This window comes from Streptomyces marincola, from assembly GCF_020410765.1.
GTDB lineage: Bacteria > Actinomycetota > Actinomycetes > Streptomycetales > Streptomycetaceae > Streptomyces > Streptomyces marincola.
This window is the reverse complement of record NZ_CP084541.1, coordinates 4987333-5004831: the sequence shown is the minus strand read 5'-3', so window position 1 is coordinate 5004831 and position 17499 is coordinate 4987333. Positions and strand designations below refer to the sequence as shown.

The following is a 17499-nucleotide window of genomic DNA, read 5'->3' as shown; positions in this document are numbered from 1 at the left end:
CGCCGGGGGTCAGAACACCGTCGTGGGCGGGGGCGTCCAGCGGCGTCCCGGGGGCACCGTCGACGACACACCGAAGTCCTTCCGCAGATGCTCGGGGATCGCGTAGTGCATGACGCGGCCGCGGGTGAGCGAGGAGAGTTCGAAGATGGTCGTCAGGTGACCGAGGCGGTCGAGCGCCCAGGCGCCGAGGGGTGACCGGTCCTCGAGCGTCTCCAGGACGCCGAGCAGCCGGGGCAGCAGCCCGATGACCGTGTCCCACGCGGCGCGCGGCACCCGCAGCCAGTCGGCGCACGTGTCCCCGATCAGGTGGCGGATGAGCGCGGCGACGATCGGGTCGAAGAACGTGCCGGGCACCACCTCCTCGTACAGGTCGATCAACTGCCGCGTCAGCCGGGCCCCTTCCTCGCTCGGGCCCATGTGGCGCAGCAGGTAGCGGTCCAGGAAGCCGCGGGCGGATTCGAGGTCCGTCGGTGCGGCATCCTGGTCCACGCCCAGCATCGCGCCGACCACGCGCCAGGCGTAGAAGTACGCCCGCGCGCCCTCGGTGCTCATGTGCACGCCCAGCCGGTGCAGGCTGTCGAGCACCAGCAGCGAGAAGAGCATCTGCGCGCCGATCATGTCCTCCTGGCAGATCGGCACGCCCTGCGAACCGACGTCCCAGCGCCCCTCCCGCACCAGGTGGTGGCGGATCGAGGCGTGCAGCAGCCTGACCTTCTGCACGGCCGGGAGGAACCGGCTGCCCGCCTCGAACGCGTCCGGTGCCATCAGGTGCACGGTGAACTGGCCGGTCTCCGCCATCCGCCGGGACGGGTAGTCGAGGCCGTGGGTCGTCGACAGCAGGCGCGCGCCGTGCGGGAGGAGGTAGCACGCGGGCATGGAGGCGAACGCGAGGGCGGTGGAGATGTGCACGTTGTTGTCGATGAAGAACAGCCGCGCCCGTTCCATCTCGTCCCAGTCCACCCAGGACGGCGGCGCGCTCGTCCGCTCCAGGTAGTCCCGTGCGACGTCGGGCAGCCCCTCGGGCAGGGGCGCGCCCGCGGTCGAGACGAAGCGCATCAGGGAGTTGAACGTGCCGACCTCCCCTCGTTCGAACAGTGTGGCCACGGTGGCGTCCGCGAGCTCGTCGCCGGACCGGCGCAGCGCGTCCATCGACGCGTCGTCGTAGGGCATGTCAGTGCTCCTCGCACTCGCTGGGACAACGGAGGCGGGCCCGCCGGGGAGCGGCGGGCCCGTGCCGCGCCGGGTCAGTGCCCACGCGCGGTCGCCGCGTGCGCAAGTCCGGTCAGGGCCCGGGCGGCGGACGCGGGGATGTTCAGGCCGGCCAGCACGCCGGTGGCCTCCGCGACCCGGTCGGCGATCATGCGTTCGACGGCCGCCGGGGCGCCGAGCCGGTCCATCAGCTCGCGGACGCGCGCCACGCCGCTCGCGTCGAGGTCGCGGCGGCCCAGCAGCGCGCGCAGTTGCCCGCGCTCGGCGGCGTCCGCCGCGCGCCAGGTCTCGGCGAGCAGCGCGGTGGGACGCCGGGCGCGCAGGTCGTCCCCCTCGTCCTTGCCGGTGCGGGCCGGGTCGCCGAACATCCCGAGCAGGTCGTCGCGCAGCTGGAACGCCTCCCCGAGCGGCAGGCCGAACGCCGAGTAGCCCGCGCTCAGCCGCTCCCCCGCCCCGGCGAGCGCGCCGCCGATCAACAGGGGCTGCTCGACGGTGTACTTGGCGGTCTTGTAGCGGACGACCTGCAACGAGGCGGCCGTGTCGCCCATCGTTCCGGTGCGCAGGACCTCAAGGCACTCCCCCGCGATCAGGTCGCGGGCCAGCCGGGCCCACAGGGGCCGGGCCCGGCCGAGGTAGGCGGCGGGCAGGCCGCTGGTCGTGAACAGCTGCCCGGCCAGCGACATCAGCAGGTCCCCGACCAGCATGGCGAGCGCGCGGGCCGCGCCCGCGGCGCGCGGCCTGCGGTGCAGCGCGGCCCGCAGGGCCACGTGCGTCGTGGGGCGGCCGTGGCGGCGCGCGCTGTCGTCGATGAGGTCGTCGTGGACGACCGCGGCGGCGTGCACCAGCTCCATCGAGGCCGCGGCCCGGACGAGGGCGTCGCTGTCGGGCTGCCCGGCGGCGCGCCAGCCCCAGTAGCAGAACGCCGCCCGCAGCCGTTTGCCCTCGGCGACCGCGGCCGTCACCCGGTCGGCGACGGGCCGCAGTTCGGGGTCGATGGCCAGGAGCTGGTCGGCCTCAAGGGCGGTGAACCGCGCCAGCACGTCGTCGATGCGGGCCTTGAACGCCTGGGCGTCGTGCCGGTCAGTCATCGGCGCCCGCGTCGGCCGTGCGCGTGTCGGCCGTGCGCGCGTCGGCCGTGCCCGCGTCGGCCGTGCCCGCGTCGGCCGTGCGCGTCTCCCGGGCGTCGCGCCGCGCGAGTACCTGCCGGGCGAGCACGTCGAGGTACGCGGGCTCGGGGCCGCCCTGCCGGTCGAGGGCCAGCCGGCCCCTGGCCCTGAGGTCGCGCACGGCGTCCGCGATGAGGTCCCGCGCGTCGGAGCGGCGCAGGAAGCGGCGCGCCGTCCCCACGGCCGAGCCGAGGAGGCCGACGGCCAGGTCTGCGAGTCCCGCGGCGAGCAGCACCGCGTCCTGCTCCGGGCCTCGCTGCTCTCCGGTCGGTGCCGCCATGCCGTCCCCCTTCGCGACCTCGCGGGCGCACGTTCGCCACGCGTCGGCCCCAGGGTCCCGCGCCGCGCCGGGCGGCGGTGCGAAAAACCACGTTCGGGTGAACAACCAGAAGACTCATGCGATTTACGGCTCGGCCTCCCTCTCGCGGCCGGCGCGCACCGGGCAGGCATTAAGAACGCGTTAAGACTGCCGGAAACCGGCAATGCGGTGAGGCGGTTCCGGATGAGAACATAACTTCACCAGCCAGGGAGCGACTTCACATCACGAGCGCGGCGGAGTGGTTTCCCGGTCCCGGCATTGCCGGAGCCGGACCACGTGGCTGTGGCCGCCGCCGGCCCGCGCGCACGCCGCGCGGAGGAGACCGGGCGGGCCCGAGGGCGCGCCGGCCGGCCGGGGCGGGAACCGCGGGGGTGTACCCGCCCCGGCCGGGCAGCGGGAGGGGAACGGCGCGCGGCGGCTCCGTGCCCCGGGGCCGGTTCCGGGGCGGCACCCGCGACACAGGGCAAGGCCGATCGCGGAACGGACGCGAAGGGACGGGAACAGTCATGTTGCTGCACACACGCACCTGGGGCGAGGGCGACCGGGTGGCGCTCCTCATCCACGGCATCATGGCCGACCACCGCACCTGGCGGCGGGTCGGCCCGGCGCTCGCGGACCGCGGGTACCGCGTGATCGCGGTGGACCTGCGCGGACACGGCCTCAGCGGGCGCGGCACCTACGCGCCGGCCGACTTCGCCGACGACCTCGCCGAGACCCTGCCCGCCGGGGCCGACCTGGCGATCGGGCACTCGCTCGGCGGCCTGGCGCTGGCCCTGGCCGCCGAGCGGCTGCGCCCCGCCCGCACGGTGTACGCGGACCCGTCCTGGCGGCTGTTCGACGGGCGGCGCCACGACCCGGTGGCGCTCATCACCGCGGGGAACGCCACGCGCGCGGACATCGTCGCCGCGCACCCGCGCTGGTCCGCCGTCGACGTGGACACCGAGGTCGCGACGCGGCGGCTGTGGGACTCGCGCACCGCGTTCGGCATCAAGGACCTGGCGCACACGGACTTCACGCCGGACGCGCCGCTCGCGCCCACCCTCGTCCAACTACCGGGCGACGGCGGCCTCGTGACCCCGGCGCACGCCGCCGCACTGCGCGGGCGCGGCTTCGCCACGCGCACGGTGCCCGGCACCGGGCACACGATGCACCGGGACGACTTCGGCGCGTTCATGGCGTGCCTGGACGACTGGCTCGGCGGACAGGAGGCCGTCGAGGACACCGAGGACACCGAGGACACCGAGGCGCGCGCCGGCGAACTCACGGGCTGACGCCGGGCGGCACGGCGACCACCCGCAAGCTCACTTGCAAAAAGCAAGTCGACGCTTGTAGAAAGAGAGCGTGAGGACGTACGCCGACGCCTGCGGCATCACGCGCGCGCTCGACACGGTCGGGGAGCGCTGGGCGCTGCCGATCGTGCGGGAGTTGCTGTTCGGCCCGCGCCGCTGGTCCGACCTGGCAGCCGCGCTGCCCGGCGTGAGCACGAACATGCTGGGGGCGCGGCTGGACGGACTGGCGGCGGCCGGAGTGCTCGCCAAACGCCGCCTCGCGGCCCCAGCCGCCGTGACCGTGTACGAACTGACCCCGTGGGGCGCCGCGTTGGAGCCGGTGCTGATCGCGCTCGGCCGCTGGGCCGCGCACACCCCCGTGGGGCCTGAGCACACGGCGCTCAGCCCGTCGTCGTTCGCGCTCTCGCTCAGGACCACCTTCCGCCCCGAGGCGGCCGGCGGCGTGGCCGCCGGGTGCCGGCTGGTCATGGGCGAGGACGTGTTCGACGCACGCGTGCGCGACGGCGCCTTCGCCATCGCCCGCGCCACCGGCGCGGGCAACCCCCCGGGCCCGCGCGCCGAAGCGCCCCCGGGCGTGCTGGCCGACCTGGCCTACCGCGACCTGACGGTCGGCCGCGCCGTGGAACGGCGGCTGCTCGCGCTCGACGGGTCCGCCGCCGAGCTTGAGGCGTTCCTCACCTGTTTCGCCCTGCCCGCCCCTCCTCCCTCCCCGGACGTGCCCGCATGAGCAAGGTCGCAGCCGACATCTCCCTGTCCCTCGACGGCTTCGTCACCGGCCCCGACGCGGGACCCGGGCGCGGTCTCGGCACCGGGGGCGACGCCATCCACGGCTGGGTGGACCCGCCCGAGCCCTCGCCCCGGGACGCCGCCCTGCTCGACGCCGGCTTCGCGGCCACGGGCGCGGTGGTCATGGGGCGGCGCACGTTCGACGTGATCGACGGCGCGGGCGGCTGGGCGGGCGACACGGGCTACGGCTACGAGCAGGACCAGTCCAAGGCCCCGCCGAACTTCGTCGTCACCCACGCCGCGCCGGAACGCCCCCGCCACCGCAGCGGGTTCACGTTCGTCACGGACGGCGTCGCCGCAGCGGTCGAGGCCGCCCGCGCGGCGGCCGGGGACCGCGAGGTGGTCATCATGGGCGGCGCCGACGTCATCGGGCAGGCCCTGAGCCTCGGACTCGTGGACGAGCTGCGCATCCACCTCTCGCCGGTCCTCATGGGCGAGGGCACCCGGCTCTCCGACCGCGTCGAGGGCCCGCTGCCGCTCGACCAGGCGGACGTCGCCCCCACCCCGTACGCCACGCACCTCACCTACCGCGTGCGGCGGTGAACGCCCCCGGCGCGCCGGGGGGCGCCGCGCGTCACAGCTCCTGTTCCGGCCAGCCCAGGAGCCGGGCGCCGATCACGGCCGTCTGCAAGGTGTAGCGCTGGAGCGCGTCCGCCGGGTCGGCGCCGGTCAGCCGGTGGATGCGCGCCAGCCGGTAGGTCAGGGCGCGCACGCTCAACGACAGCCTGCGCGCCGCCTCGGCCGCCACGCAGCCGGCCTCGAAGTACGCGTCCAGCGTGTCGACCAGCGGCCTGGCGCCGCCTCGCGCGGCGGCCAGCGGGCCGAGGACGGAACGCACCAGGTCCGCCATGGCCTGCCGGTCCCGCGTCAGCATCGCGAACACCAGCAGGTCGGCCGCGCGCACCAGGGGCACGTCCAGCCGCATGCGCGCGGCCAGTTCGAGCGCGGCGCGCGCCTCCTCGTAGGACTGGACGATGCCGCCGGGGCCGTGGTGCGGGCGGCCCAGCGCCACCCGCCACTGCTCGGGCGACCCGTCCGAGGCGCGCGCGGTCGTCGCGAAGTGCTCGGCGATCTCCGGCCTGTTGCCCGGGGTGATGCACACCAGCCTTCCGTCCTTCGTCGCCAGCAGCACAAGACGCCCGCCGAACCGGCCGTCGAGCGCGTCGGCCGCCCACCGGGTCACCGGGTGGGTGTCGTCGTAGGGCTGCGGGCCGCAGGCCACCGCGACCAGGTGGCTGTGCGCCAGGTGCAGGCCGAACCGCGCGGCGCGCGAGGACAGTTCGCCCGGATCGCTGCGCCCGTGCAGCAGGTCGTCGATGAACTCGCGCCTGGCCGCCTCGTCGCGCCGCACCGCGAGCAGCTGCGCCCTGCCGTAGCCCTCGGCGAGCGCGTCCACCGCCTGCTCCGCCGCGGCCAGCACGCTCTCGGCCGTGGCCCGCACCTGCCGCGCCCCCGAGGCCCCGGCGACACCCGGCAGCCCGGGGAACGCGGACCGGGTGGCGGCGAGGTGCCCGCGGACGAGTTCCCGCAGGCCGACGCCCTCGCGCGCGGCCCGTTCCCCCAGCGCGCGGCGGCTGTCGACCTCGTCGCGCGTCAGTCTGCGGCCGGTCACGGAGATGTCGGCGAGTATCGCGCCGTAACCGTCCAGATAGCCCTCGGGCACCGGCCCCGCGTCCACCGACACGCGTGTCCCTCCCCTGTGGTCCCCGGCCCTGCCCCGCGCCCGGCGCGTGCGCGCCGGGCGGCGCGGCACGGCGCACGCGCCGGGAGTCAGGATATGCCGCAGGTCCCGCTACGAGGCAGGGCGCGTGGGCCCGAGCGGGCGGCCGTCGACCTCCGTGGTGACGCGTTCGTGGTCGAAGCACAGGAACCCGGCCGCGCGCGTGGCCTCTTCGAGCGGCTCGGGGTAGGACCAGGCCACGTCGTCCACGACGCCACCGCCCGCCGCGCCGCCGGTGAAGGACCAGTAGTGCGCCGTCCCCTTGTACGGGCACGCGGTGCGGGTCGCGCTGCCCGTCAGCAGGTCGAGGCGCACGTCCTCCGGCGGCACGTACCAGCGGTTCGGCAGCCCGGTCTCCGACAGCAGCACAGGGCGCGAGGTCTCCGCGACGGGCGTGCCGTCGAGCAGCACCCGCACCGTGCTCCCGCTGCGCCGCACGTCGACCCGGTGGTAGGGGTCCCGCAGGTGCCCGTGCACCTGCTCCTCCTCGTCGAACCAGGCGTCGGCGGCGCTCCAGTACAGCGCCTGGTACCCGCGCAGCCACTCCGCGCCCTCGACGGGCTCCGGGTAGGCCCACACGGCGTTGTCCACGACGCGGCCCCCCGCGTGGACGGACCAGTAGGCGGCGTCCCCCTTGAACGGGCAGTGCGTGGTGCGGTCGCTCGGCCGCAGCAGGTGGGACCTGACGTCGGCGGTCGGCACGTACAGCTGCGGCAGCAGCCCCGTCTCGTGCAGCAGGTGGCCGCCGCGGGTGTCGAGGACCGTCTCGCCGCCGACGAGCGCGCGCACCCGGCGCGGGAACGGGTGCCAGAACAGGCGGTGGGCCGGTCCTGTCACGCGGTAGTTGACGGTCGGCGGCGGGGCCGCGGACAGCGGGCCGTGGGACAGGGTCAGGGTCATCGCGTTGCCTCTCGTCGAGAACGGTCCGTGCTCGTCCGGGGCCGCCGCCGCGCGACCGCCCCTGGTGACCGGTCCCCCGTTCCCGGCCCTTCGAGTCGTCCCTGGCCGGGGAAAGCGGCCGAACGGCCCACGCCGCCGCCGGGACCGGCGTTCAGCGCGCGGCGCGGGCGAGCGCGTCGAGCGCGCGGTGCCAGCGGGCCGGCAGGTCGGCGAGCCCCGGCAGCGCGGCGTCGCCGAGGAACGTCACGTGCAGCCGCCCCCGGTACGCCGTCCACGCCACGAAGAGGCGCGCGCGGGCCGAGCCGACCGGCAGCGGGTGCACGGCGTCGGCCGCGGTGCCGCGGAACGCCAGCGGTCCGCGGGTCCGCACGTCCGAGACGGCGAGCGGCGCGAAGCGCGGGTCGAGGGCGCGCACCAGGCCCCGGCGCGCCAGCCGGTAGGGCAGCCCGAGCAGGGCGCCGCCGTGCCGCGCCCGTTCCGCCAGCCGGTCGAACGCCGTGTGGGCGGCGAGCAGTTCGAGCCGGCGTGCGGCGGAGGGCTCGCCGCACGGCAGCGGGACCTGCGCGCCCGCGGCGCGGTTGCCCAGGCGGGGGAACGTCTCGGCCGGCCGGCGCCCGACGAGGCCGAGGATCGCGGACAGCCCGTCGGCCGGCGCGGCGAAGTCCGCCGGGTGGCCGTCGCGCAGCATCGCGGCCACCGCGGCCAGGCACACCTGCGTGACGCCCGACCCGGTGGCCCGGCCGATCGCGTACAGGCGCGGCAGCCCGACCTCGGCGGTGCGCGCGGCCCTGCGGCCCGAGAGCGGCGCCGCGAGCGCCGACCAGCGGGCCGGGCGCCGCGGCAGCGGCAGGACGTGCCGCAGCGCGGCGACCCGGCGGCCCAGCGGCACCGCGGGCGGCGGGCCCTCGGGGCCGGCCATGGGCCGGCGCTGCCGGGTGCCGAAGAACCACTCGACGGTGCGCGCCGCGGCCAGGCCGTCCTGGAAGCCGTGGTGCGCCCGGTAGCACAGGCCGAACGCCCGCTCGTCCCGGATCAGCCACACGTCCCACAGCGGCCGGCCCGCCGCCGCCGGCCGGTCGAGCAGCGCCGTCAGCATCCGGTCGGCGAGCGGCCCCTCGCCGGCCGGCAGGTCCAGGACCTGCACGTGCCGCGCGGCGTCGAAGTCCGGGTCGGCCGCCCAGTGCGCGTGCCGCCCCGCGCCCGCCGGGCGGTAGGTCAGCTCGGGCGCGTCGGCCACGCGCCCGGCCAGGTGCGCGGCGACCTCGGCGGGGGCGGGCGGCGTGCCGGGGAACGTCAGCAGCGCGCCGAGCTGCCAGTCCAGGTCGCCGTCCCGGCGGCCCAGATCGAGGAAGAACCGGTCGAGCGGCTCCTGCGCGACCGTGCCGCTCACGACGCCTCGGCGAACGCGAGCGCCGCGTTGTGCCCGCCGAACCCGGTGGACACCGACAGGGCCAGCGGCAGGCGCTGCGACCGGCTCTCGGTGACCAGGTCGAGCCGGGTGCCGGGCGCGGGAGCGGTCAGGTTCGCGGTGGGCGGGATCGTCCGCCGCTCGACGGAGAGCACCGTCAGCGCGGCCTCGACCGCGCCGGCCGCGCCCAGCAGGTGGCCCGTCACGGCCTTGGTCGAGGTGACCGGCGGCCGGTGCGGCAGCACGGCCGCGAGCACGTCGGCCTCCACGCGGTCGCCCAGCCGCGTGCCGGCGCCGTGCGCGTTCACGTGCGCCACGTCGCCCGGCGCGGCCCCGGCCGCGCGCAGCGCCTGCCTGACCGCCGCGGCGAGCCCGCGCCCCGCCGGGTCGGGCCGGACGACGTGGTGGGCGTCGGACGCGGTGCCCTGCCCGGCGACCAGGGCGCGGGGGCGGGCGCCGCGCGCCCGCGCGTCGCGCTCGCGCTCCAGCACGACCATGCCGGCGCCCTCGCCCAGGACGAACCCGTCGCGGCCCGCGTCGAACGGCCGCAGCGCGCCCGCCGGGTCGTCGAACCGGCGGGAGAGGGCCCGCATGCGGTCGTAGCCCGCGAGGTAGAACGGCGTCAGCGGGGCCTCGGCCCCGCCCGCCACCGCGACGTCGCACCGGTCGAGGGCCAGCAGGTCCAGCGCGGTGCAGATGGCCGTCGCGCCGGACGCGCAGGCGGTGTTGACGGTGCAGCCCGGGCCCGTGGCGCGCAGCTCCATCGTCAGCTGCGCCGCGAGCGCGCTGCCGAGCGAGCCCGGCACGGAGAACGCCGACATGCCGTACTGGCCCGCCTCGGACAGCAGCCGGTGCTGCGCCTCGAACGTCTGGGCCCCGCAGCAGCCCGCGCCCGTCACCACGGCCACCCGCGCGCCGTCCCAGCGCGCCGGGTCGAGCCCGGCGTCCGCGACGGCGTCCCGCGCGGCGAGCAGCGCGAGCTGCACGCACCGGTCGGGCCTGCGGGCCGCGAGCCCGCCGAGCCGTTCCGGGCCGAACGACGGCACCCGGCAGACGAGCCGGGGCGGCTGCCCCTCGTTCTCCAGAACGGCCGTCGGCAGGCCCGCGCGGACGCGCCGCCAGGTGGCCTCCCTGCCGTCGCCCGCGGGCGTCACCATGCCGACGCCGGTGACGCACACGGCGTCGGGCGCGCTCACGCGCCGGCCGGGGCGGCCCCGGCGCCGTCACGGCCGCCCGGCGCGGCGTCCGCGCCCGGTCCTGGGAACGCGGCGAGCCCGCCCCCCGCGCCGGGGGCGGCGGGCACGCCGCACACGCCGCCCGCGCAGACCATGCCCGCGCCGTCCGCCTCGCCCGCGCCGCCGAAGGCGGTCAGGCCGCCGGGCGCGGCCTCCCGGGACTCCTCCACCCGCTGGAACTCCTGGGACTGCCCGGACTCCTTGTCCCCGTGCGGCCCCTGAGCGGCGACGGCGTCCTGAGCGGCGATGGCGCGGCACAGGTCGCCGAGCGTGACCGCCGCGAGGAGCCGTTCCTCACCGACGACCAGGCCGTGGCGCTCGCGCAGGATCGCCGCCAGGTCCGCGACGCCGAGCGAGTCGAGTCCCGCCTCCTCCCTGACGGTGTGCTCCGTGACGTCCTCCGCGGGCACTCCCATGCTCACGAGCGCGGCCTTCAGATCGCCGAATGACAGGGCTGCCATGTGCTCCTCCTCTTCCTTCCACCGCTGCTCCAGCCGTCGGCGCGCGGCGCCGGGCCTTCCCGGCGGCGCCCGGCCGCCGGGACGCGCGCGGCGGCGAGTCCGCCGAGCCGGTAGATCGCGTACAGCAGCGGTACGTCGTAGACGAACGGGCGCGGCCCGAGCGCGTCGGGCGGCACCTCGGTGCCCGGGCCCGTCGCGGCGAGCAGCCGCACGCCGCGCGCCAGGGCCGCCGGGTCGGCGGCGCGGCCGGCCGCCGCGAGCGCGCCCACCGCGTAGGCCGTGCCGAGCGGGTCGGGCGCGGCGGCGCGCAGGCCGCGCGCGGCCCTGGCGACGGCCCCCGCGACGACGCGGGCGGGGTCGGCCAGGCCGTGCCCTGCGACCGCCCGCGCGGCCCGCACCACGTGCAGCACGGGGAAGGCGGCCGACCGCGTCCACTCGTACGGATAGCCGCCGTCGGGCCGCTGGCGCGCCGCGAGCCAGTCCCAGCCGCGGGCCGCCGCGGTCCGTTCCGCGGGGCCCGGCCGGCCGGCCAGCAGGGCGAGCACCGCCTTCGCGGTGATCTCCACCTCGGAACGGGCGCCGCCCGCGTAGGTGTTGAACCCGCCGTCCGCGTTCTGCGCGGTGTGCAGCCAGGCGACGCCCGCGTCGGCCGCGTCGCGCGCCGCGGTGCCCGCGCACCGGCGCAGGAACGCCACGGTCACGGCCGTGTCGTCGGTGTCGGCGTGCGTCACGCCCGGCGCGTACCCCCAGCCGCCGTCCGGCAGTTGGGCCTCGCACAGGTACGCGGCGGACGCGGCGAGCCGGCGCCCGCCGACGCCGCTCTCGGCCAGGGTCAGCGAGGCGAGCGAGGTCAGCCACAGGTCGAGCCCGCTGATGAACGGCACCCCGCCGTCCTCCCTGACCTGCGAGACGACGAAGCGCAGGCCGCGGTCGACCAGGTCGGGCGCCAGCCTTCTGGTGTGCAGCACGAGCAGGATGGTCACGGTGCCGAGCACGTACTGGTCCCAGCTGCCGTCGCAGGACTGGCTCTCGCGCAGCAGGGCGAGCGCGGCGCGCACCGCGCCGGGGTCCTCGGGGCCGGCCAGGAGCCGCACGGCGGCCAGGGTCGGCCGCAGCCAGCCGCCGCCGCCCGCCGCGAGCGGATCGGGCGGCAGCGGCGGCACGTCCCAGGACTCCTCGGGCCGCAGCAGCCGGAGCAGGGCCGCGATCAGGGCGCGTTTGCGCGGGCTGGCGACGGGCTCGTGGCCGCTGAGCGCGGCGCGCAGCCGGGCGGCGTCGCCGGGGCGGGCCTTGCGGCGCAGCGCCGCGGCGGCGAGGTGGCCGGAGAGCAGCGAGTCGAACGGGTCGCGGTGCGCGGCCGGCCCCGCCGCGAGCTCGCGCGCGCAGAAGCGCTCGACGGCGCGCCGCGCGGCCGGGGCCCGGCCGGTGGCGCGCAGCAGGTGGGCGGTGAGGGCCGACTCGATGAGCCGGCCCCGGCAGCCGCCGCGCCAGCGGCCGTCGGGCCCGCAGCCGGCCAGCAGCTCGCTCGCCGCCGCGGCGACGGAGCCGGCCCGTGCCCCGGCACGCGCCCCGGACGGCGCGGGTCCCGGGGCGGTAGCGGGGGCGAACAGGGGCGCGGAAGGACGCGCGGGGGTGGGAACGAGGCGGGGCGCGGGCACGGGTGACTCCACGGCGACGGCGCGGCGAATGCGCCGCACAAGGGTAACAACTGGCTTGGCATTCCGAGGAGTTGTCAATGGATCACCCGGGCTGCCCCTTCATGAGAGCACAGCCCGGTACACCCGGATGGCCGAAAGCGAGCTATTCCACTCCATAGGGTGAACAGACCGTCACACAGCGCACGCGCCCGCGCTCGGCGCGTTCAGGAGGCGCGGCGCTTGCCCCCGCCCGGCCGCGCCACGCGGAAGGCGATGAACGCCACCACGCCCAGGGCGACGACCACGAGCACGACCTTCGAATAGACGGAGACCAGGTCGGTGACCCGCTCCCAGTCCTCGCCGAGGCGGTACCCGGCCAGGACGAAGATGGTGTTCCAGATGGCGCTGCCCAGCGTCGTGAGCAGCAAAAAGATCCCGACCGGCATCCGCTCCACCCCCGCGGGGACGGAGATGAGACTTCGGAAGATGGGGATCATGCGGCCGAAGAAGATCGCCTTCGTGCCGTGCTTGGCGAACCACGCCTCCGTCTTCTCGATGTCGGCGACCTTGACCAGCGGCAGCTTCTCCGCGATGGCGATCAGCCGCTCGCGGCCGAGCAGCGCACCCACCCAGTACAGCGCCAGCGCGCCGACGACCGACCCGAGGGTGGTCCAGACCAGCGCGGCCCACAGGCTCATGTCGCCGCGGCTCGCGGTGAAGCCCGCCAGCGGCAGGATCACCTCGCTCGGCAGCGGCGGGAACAGGTTCTCCAAGGCGATGGCCGCCCCGGCGCCCGGGGCGCCGAGGGTCTCCATGAGGTCGGTGGCCCACCCGGCGATGCCGCCGGGATCTTCGGAGGACTCGGCCAGGGTCACGGGAACGGTGGATGGATTCACACAGCGAACGCTACAAAGCCCCCTCGGCGGCGGACCATGCGGGCCGCCCCACGGGACCCTTGCGGAAAACCGCAGTACGGCCCGGCGCGTTCCGCGGCTAGCCTCTGGGGCGTGAGACACGCGCTGCACCGCTGGACGCGGATGGCCGCCGGCCTCGCGGCCGGCGCGGCCACCGTCCCGCCCGCGCTCGCGGTGCTGGCGCTGGCCGCGCTGCGCCCGCGCGCGGGCCGGGCCGCGGCGGTGCGGCTGGCCACCGGGGAACGGCACCGGGTCGAGCGGCTGCTCGGCGGGGTGCCGCCGGCGGCCGGGCCCGTTCCGCCGCGCGCCGCGCTGCGCTATCTCGCGGCCCGCCTGCCCCTCGGCCTGCTCGGCGCGCTCGTGCTGGTCTCGGCCCTGGTCGGCGCCGCGTACGCGTCGCTGCTCGTGTGGGGCTGGCCCTTCTACTACGACCGCTGGCACCTGGTGATGCCCAGCGGCGTCGGGGGCTCGTTCCTGCTGTTCCTCGCGGCCTGCGCCGCGTACGCGGTGGCGGCGTTCGAGGCCGCCCTCGTGCGGCGCTTCCTCGGCCCCACCAGGCGGCAGGCGCTGGAGCGGCGCATCGAGGAACTGGCCGAGAGCAGGGCGGGAGTCGTCGCGGCGGTGCACGAGGAGCGCCGCCGCATCGAACGCGACCTGCACGACGGCGTGCAGCAGCGGCTGGTCGCGCTCGGCATGCTGCTCGGCCGGGCCCGCCGCCACGGCGGCACGGGTCCTGGCGGCGACGACCTGATCCACCAGGCGCAGCAGCAGACCAGGCAGGCCCTGGCCGAGCTGCGGGACGTCGCCTGGCGGGTGTACCCCGCGCTGCTGGACGAGGCGGGGCTGCGCGCGGCGCTCGAAGCGGTCGCGGAGCGTTCCCCGCTGCCGGTCGGGCTCGACTACCGGGTGCCGGCCGAACCCCCGCGGGACGTCGCGGCCGTCGCGTACTTCGTGGTCTCGGAGGCGATCACCAACGCGGTCAAGCACTCGGGGGCGCGGCGCGTCGACGTGCGGCTCGACCTGCCGGATGACGCCCCGGCCCTCACGGTGCGCGTGCGCGACGACGGGCGCGGCGGCGCCGACCCGGCGGGCGGCGGACTGACCGGCCTGGCCAGGCGCGCGGCCGCGCTCGACGGACGGCTCGGCGTGCGCAGCCCGCCCGGCGGGCCCACGGTGATCAGCGCGGAGCTGCCGTGCGCGTGATCCTCGCGGACGACTCGACGCTGCTGCGCGAGGGCCTGATCCGGCTGCTGGCCGACGAGGGGCACGAGGTCACGGCCGCCGTCGGCGACGGGGACGCGCTGCTCGCCGCCGTCGGCCAGGACCCGCCCGACGTGGCCGTGATCGATGTGCGCATGCCGCCGACGCACACGGACGAGGGCCTGCGCGCCGCGCTGGAGATCCGCCGCCGGCGGCCGGGCACCCCGGTGCTCGTGCTGTCGCAGTACGTGGAGGGCAGGTACGCCGCCGAGCTGCTGTCGGGCGAGCCGTCCGGCGTCGGCTACCTGCTCAAGGACCGGGTGGTCGACGTCGAGGAGTTCCTGCACGCGCTGGAACGGGTCGCCGCCGGCGGCACCGCCTTCGACCCCGAGGTGGTGCGGCGGCTGCTGGCCCGCAGCTCGCACGGCGACCCGCTGGCCCGGCTCACGCCCAGGGAGCACGAGGTGCTGCACCTCATGGCGCAGGGCCACACGAACGCGGCCATCGCCGGGCGGCTGTGGGTGTCGCGCAGCGCGGTGGAGAAGCACATCAACGCCATCTTCGACAAGCTCGGCCTGCCGCGGACCGGCGGTTACAGCCGCCGGGTCCTCGCGGTGCTGCGCTACCTCGGCTCGTGACGCGGCGGGCCGCCCGGCCGCCCGGCCTCGCGGCCGGGCGGGTCACACCGCCGCGTCGGCGTCCGCCAGGCCCTGGAGCCCGAGGAGGAACGCCTTGACGCCGGTGGCCGCGACCTCCTCGCCGCCGAGCGCGTCCGGCTCCGAGCACAGCAGCACCGGCTGGTGGCGCTCGTCGGCCGGCAGCCTGCCGTGGCTGCCGCGGACGCAGGACGGGTCGAGCGGGACGACGTTCATGCGGTAGCGCAGCCCGGCCTTCTTGCGGACCAGGGCGGCGGCGGCCCTGGCCTTGGCGAACGTGTCCTCCGGGTCGAAGAACAGCTCCGCGGGGTCGTAGCCGGGCTTGCGGTGGATGTCGACGGTCGCGGCCCAGTCAGGGGCGCGCGCGTCGTCCAGCCAGTAGTAGTACGTGAACCACGCGTCGGGCTCGGCGACGGCCACCAGCTCGCCCGCGCGTTCGTGGTCGAGGCCGTGCCGCTTCTTGCCCTCCTCGTCGAGCACCTCGGCCACGCCCGGCAGCCCCGCGACCACCTCGCGGGCGCGCTCGGTGTCCTCGGGCCGCCGCACGTAGACGTGCGCCACCTGGTGGTCGGCCACGGCGAACGCGCGCGAGACCCACGGGTCGAGGTACTCCATCCCGGCCTGCGTGTACACGTCGAGGAGCCCGGCGCGGCGCAGCGCCCGGTTGATGTCGACGTGCCTGCTGACCGGCGTGATGCCGTACTCGGACAGCACGACGACGATCGCGTCCCGCTCGCGCGCCGCGTCGAGCAGCGGCCCGATCTCCGCGTCCAGTTCGCCCGCGGCGGCGCGCGCCTGCGGGCTGTCGGGGCCGTGGCGTTGCAGGTCGTAGTCCAGGTGGGGCAGGTAGACGAGGGTCAGGTCGGGGCGTTCTGTGCGCATGATGTGCCTGGCCGCCGCCGCGATCCAGCGGGACGAGGCGATGGACGCGGTCGGCCCCCAGTACTGGAACAGGGGGAACGGGCCGTAGCGGCTGACCAGTTCGTCGTGCAGCGCGGGGGGCCTCGTGTAGCAGTCGGGGTCCTTGCGGCCGTCGGCGTGGTAGATGGGGCGCGGGGTGACGGTGAAGTCGGTGTCGGCGCCCATCGCGTACCACCAGCAGACGTTCGCGACCGTGTAGCCGGGTCGCGCCCGGCGCGCGGCGTCCCAGATCTTCTCGCCGCCGACCAGCGCGTTGTGCTGCCGCCACAGCAGCACGTCGCCCACGCCGCGGAAGTACCAGCCGTTGCCGACGATGCCGTGCTCGGCGGGCGGCGCGCCGGTCAGGAACGTGGCCTGCGCGGAGCACGTCACGGCGGGCAGCACGGTGCCGAGCGGGGCGCGCGAGCCGGCGCGGGCGAGCGCGGCCAGGCGCGGCATGTGGTCGAGGAGCGCCGGGGTGAGGCCGACGACGTCGAGCACGACGAGCGGGCGGGTCATGTCAGCTCCTTGAGGCCGAGGCCGGTCAGCAGGTCGCGGGCGAGGGAGAGTTCGGCGGCGATGCCGTCCGCGAGCTGCCCAGGCGTGCGGGGTCGCAGCGCGGGCGGCAGCACCTGCCAGGTGTAGGTCTCCACCTCCAGGTGGCGGGTCAGCGCGCGTTCCCCGCCGACCAGGCGGGTCAGGGCCCGGGTGAGGTGCGGAAGGGTGGAGGCCAGCGGCGGGTCGGGCGTCGCGTGCAGCGGCACGTGGAGGTGGACGCGCCACGGGTCGCGGCCCGGCAGCGGGTCGGGACCCGACAGCGCGGCGTCGAGGTCGTCGCGGCCCAGGACGCCGCCCGGCGCGCGCTCCCTCGTCTGGTGCAGGAACCTGGGCTCGTCGAACTCGGCCAGCGCGGCGCGCACGTCGGGCCGGTCCGGGTGCTCGGCGTGCAGCGCGGCCGACAGCTGCGCCTTGACCACGGGAACGCCGCGCGCGACCAGGCCGTCCACGGCCGCATCCGGGTCCTCGAACGCGGTGGCCAGGTGGCAGGTGTCCAGGCAGACCCCGACGCGGTGGGCGGGCGGGGCGCCCGGGCCCGTCAGCGCGTCGGCGGCCTGGGCGGTGGTCTCCACGGTGCAGCCGGGTTCGGGTTCGAGCGCGACGCGGATGGAGCGGCCGGTGCGCGCCGCGAGGTCGTCGAGGCGTTCCGACAGCTCGGTCAGGTGGGCGAGGGCGCGCTGCCGGTCCTCGGGCGTGAACGGGGTGCGCCAGGCGAGCGGCAGGGTGGAGATGGTGCCTTCCCGCTCGTCGTCCGGCAGCAGCCCGGCGAGGATCTCGGCGAGGTCCGCGGTGTGGTCGAGCCGGTCGCGGCTGGTCCAGTCGGGCGAGTAGACGGCGTACTTGACGCGTTCGCCGCCGAACCCGCGGTAGGGGAAGCCGTTGAGCGTCACCACGTCCAGGCCGTGGCGGGCCAGCGCCTCGCGCAGGGCGCGGCGCGCGGCGGCGTCCGCCACAAGGACGCGCGCGGCGTCGCGGGCCAGCCACAGGCCGATGCCGAGCCGGTCGCGGCCAAGGCGCAGGCGCACCGGCTCGCAGTGGTCGCGCAGTTGCGCGAGCACGCCGTCGAGCGTCTCGGCCGGGTGGACGTTGGTGCAGTAGGCGAGGTGGACGGTGGAGCCGTCGGGGTGGCGCAGGCGCACGG

The 17499-nt window shown here is 76.8% G+C and carries 17 protein-coding genes; 5 read left to right on the top strand and 12 right to left on the bottom strand.

Going from position 1 to position 17499, the window contains the following annotated elements; translation table 11 throughout:
• Positions 1–9: 9 nt before the first annotated feature.
• From LC193_RS22075 to LC193_RS22065, 3 genes are all read right to left on the bottom strand, one after another.
• Positions 10–1170: an oxygenase MpaB family protein gene (locus LC193_RS22075; RefSeq protein WP_226076802.1), complete on the bottom strand. Its 1161-nt coding sequence runs from the start codon at positions 1168–1170 to the stop codon at positions 10–12.
• Between the two features lie 74 nt (positions 1171–1244).
• Positions 1245–2297, bottom strand: a complete 1053-nt coding sequence (locus tag LC193_RS22070) for a polyprenyl synthetase family protein (RefSeq protein ID WP_226076801.1) — start codon at positions 2295–2297, stop codon at positions 1245–1247.
• Positions 2290–2655, bottom strand: a complete 366-nt coding sequence (locus tag LC193_RS22065; RefSeq protein WP_318842179.1) for a polyprenyl synthetase — start codon at positions 2653–2655, stop codon at positions 2290–2292. The genes LC193_RS22070 and LC193_RS22065 overlap by 8 nt, the downstream gene beginning before the upstream one ends.
• 545 nt (positions 2656–3200) lie before the next feature.
• Here LC193_RS22065 and LC193_RS22060 point away from each other — a divergent pair.
• The 3 genes from LC193_RS22060 (at position 3201) to LC193_RS22050 (ending at position 5312) form a co-directional block, all read left to right on the top strand.
• A complete protein-coding gene (locus LC193_RS22060; protein ID WP_226076800.1) occupies positions 3201–3965 on the top strand; it encodes an alpha/beta fold hydrolase in 765 nt (254 codons plus the stop codon).
• Positions 3966–4035: 70 nt separating this feature from the next.
• Positions 4036–4710 carry a winged helix-turn-helix transcriptional regulator gene (locus tag LC193_RS22055; protein ID WP_226076799.1) on the top strand — a complete coding sequence of 225 codons (675 nt, stop codon included), beginning with the start codon at positions 4036–4038 and terminating at the stop codon, positions 4708–4710.
• Positions 4707–5312: a dihydrofolate reductase family protein gene (locus tag LC193_RS22050; protein ID WP_226076798.1), complete on the top strand. Its 606-nt coding sequence runs from the start codon at positions 4707–4709 to the stop codon at positions 5310–5312. The genes LC193_RS22055 and LC193_RS22050 overlap by 4 nt, the downstream gene beginning before the upstream one ends.
• A 31-nt stretch (positions 5313–5343) precedes the next feature.
• On the opposite strand, the gene LC193_RS22045 is transcribed toward LC193_RS22050, so the two are convergent.
• The 7 genes from LC193_RS22045 to LC193_RS22015 all read right to left on the bottom strand — a co-directional run bounded on the left by LC193_RS22045 (position 5344) and on the right by LC193_RS22015 (position 12945).
• Positions 5344–6447, bottom strand: a complete 1104-nt coding sequence (locus LC193_RS22045; RefSeq protein WP_404819554.1) for a PucR family transcriptional regulator — start codon at positions 6445–6447, stop codon at positions 5344–5346.
• A gap of 114 nt (positions 6448–6561) precedes the next feature.
• Positions 6562–7389 carry a DUF427 domain-containing protein gene (locus LC193_RS22040; protein WP_226076795.1) on the bottom strand — a complete coding sequence of 276 codons (828 nt, stop codon included), beginning with the start codon at positions 7387–7389 and terminating at the stop codon, positions 6562–6564.
• Positions 7390–7540: 151 nt separating this feature from the next.
• Positions 7541–8779 (bottom strand): wax ester/triacylglycerol synthase domain-containing protein, encoded by a 1239-nt coding sequence (locus tag LC193_RS22035; protein ID WP_226076793.1) that lies wholly within the window; start codon positions 8777–8779, stop codon positions 7541–7543.
• Positions 8776–9993: a beta-ketoacyl-[acyl-carrier-protein] synthase family protein gene (locus LC193_RS22030; protein ID WP_226076791.1), complete on the bottom strand. Its 1218-nt coding sequence runs from the start codon at positions 9991–9993 to the stop codon at positions 8776–8778. The genes LC193_RS22035 and LC193_RS22030 overlap by 4 nt, the downstream gene beginning before the upstream one ends.
• Positions 9990–10493, bottom strand: a complete 504-nt coding sequence (locus LC193_RS22025; RefSeq protein WP_226076789.1) for an acyl carrier protein — start codon at positions 10491–10493, stop codon at positions 9990–9992. Before LC193_RS22025 ends, LC193_RS22030 begins: the two co-directional genes overlap by 4 nt.
• Positions 10466–12151 (bottom strand): prenyltransferase/squalene oxidase repeat-containing protein, encoded by a 1686-nt coding sequence (locus LC193_RS22020; RefSeq protein WP_226076787.1) that lies wholly within the window; start codon positions 12149–12151, stop codon positions 10466–10468. The genes LC193_RS22025 and LC193_RS22020 overlap by 28 nt, the downstream gene beginning before the upstream one ends.
• 203 nt (positions 12152–12354) lie before the next feature.
• On the bottom strand, positions 12355–12945 hold the full coding sequence (locus tag LC193_RS22015) for a DedA family protein (protein ID WP_226078848.1): 591 nt from the start codon (positions 12943–12945) through the stop codon (positions 12355–12357).
• 192 nt (positions 12946–13137) lie between these two features.
• Between LC193_RS22015 and LC193_RS22010 the strand changes: the two genes are divergently transcribed.
• On the top strand, positions 13138–14247 hold the full coding sequence (locus tag LC193_RS22010) for a sensor histidine kinase (RefSeq protein ID WP_226076786.1): 1110 nt from the start codon (positions 13138–13140) through the stop codon (positions 14245–14247).
• Entirely contained in the window at positions 14238–14882 is a 645-nt protein-coding gene (locus tag LC193_RS22005; RefSeq protein WP_226076785.1) for a response regulator transcription factor, read from the top strand. Before LC193_RS22010 ends, LC193_RS22005 begins: the two co-directional genes overlap by 10 nt.
• Positions 14883–14924: 42 nt before the next feature.
• Here the strand turns inward: LC193_RS22005 and LC193_RS22000 are convergent, their stop codons facing one another.
• Together LC193_RS22000 and eboE are read right to left on the bottom strand one after the other, a co-directional pair.
• Positions 14925–16319: an alkaline phosphatase family protein gene (locus LC193_RS22000; protein WP_226076784.1), complete on the bottom strand. Its 1395-nt coding sequence runs from the start codon at positions 16317–16319 to the stop codon at positions 14925–14927.
• A complete protein-coding gene (gene eboE, locus LC193_RS21995) occupies positions 16316–17497 on the bottom strand; it encodes a metabolite traffic protein EboE (protein ID WP_226076782.1) in 1182 nt (393 codons plus the stop codon). The genes LC193_RS22000 and eboE overlap by 4 nt, the downstream gene beginning before the upstream one ends.
• Positions 17498–17499 lie beyond the last annotated feature (2 nt).

Excerpts from the sequence above, each read along its gene's own strand:
- LC193_RS22075 (WP_226076802.1), bottom strand. The coding sequence starts at position 1,170 with ATGCCCTACGACGACGCGTCGATGGACGCGCTGCGCCGGTCCGGCGAC.
- LC193_RS22070 (WP_226076801.1), bottom strand. The coding sequence starts at position 2,297 with ATGACTGACCGGCACGACGCCCAGGCGTTCAAGGCCCGCATCGACGAC.
- LC193_RS22065 (WP_318842179.1), bottom strand. The coding sequence starts at position 2,655 with ATGGCGGCACCGACCGGAGAGCAGCGAGGCCCGGAGCAGGACGCGGTG.
- LC193_RS22060 (WP_226076800.1), top strand. The coding sequence starts at position 3,201 with ATGTTGCTGCACACACGCACCTGGGGCGAGGGCGACCGGGTGGCGCTC.
- LC193_RS22050 (WP_226076798.1), top strand. The coding sequence starts at position 4,707 with ATGAGCAAGGTCGCAGCCGACATCTCCCTGTCCCTCGACGGCTTCGTC.
- LC193_RS22040 (WP_226076795.1), bottom strand. The coding sequence starts at position 7,389 with ATGACCCTGACCCTGTCCCACGGCCCGCTGTCCGCGGCCCCGCCGCCG.
- LC193_RS22025 (WP_226076789.1), bottom strand. The coding sequence starts at position 10,493 with ATGGCAGCCCTGTCATTCGGCGATCTGAAGGCCGCGCTCGTGAGCATG.
- LC193_RS22015 (WP_226078848.1), bottom strand. The coding sequence starts at position 12,945 with ATGGAGACCCTCGGCGCCCCGGGCGCCGGGGCGGCCATCGCCTTGGAG.
- LC193_RS22000 (WP_226076784.1), bottom strand. The coding sequence starts at position 16,319 with ATGACCCGCCCGCTCGTCGTGCTCGACGTCGTCGGCCTCACCCCGGCG.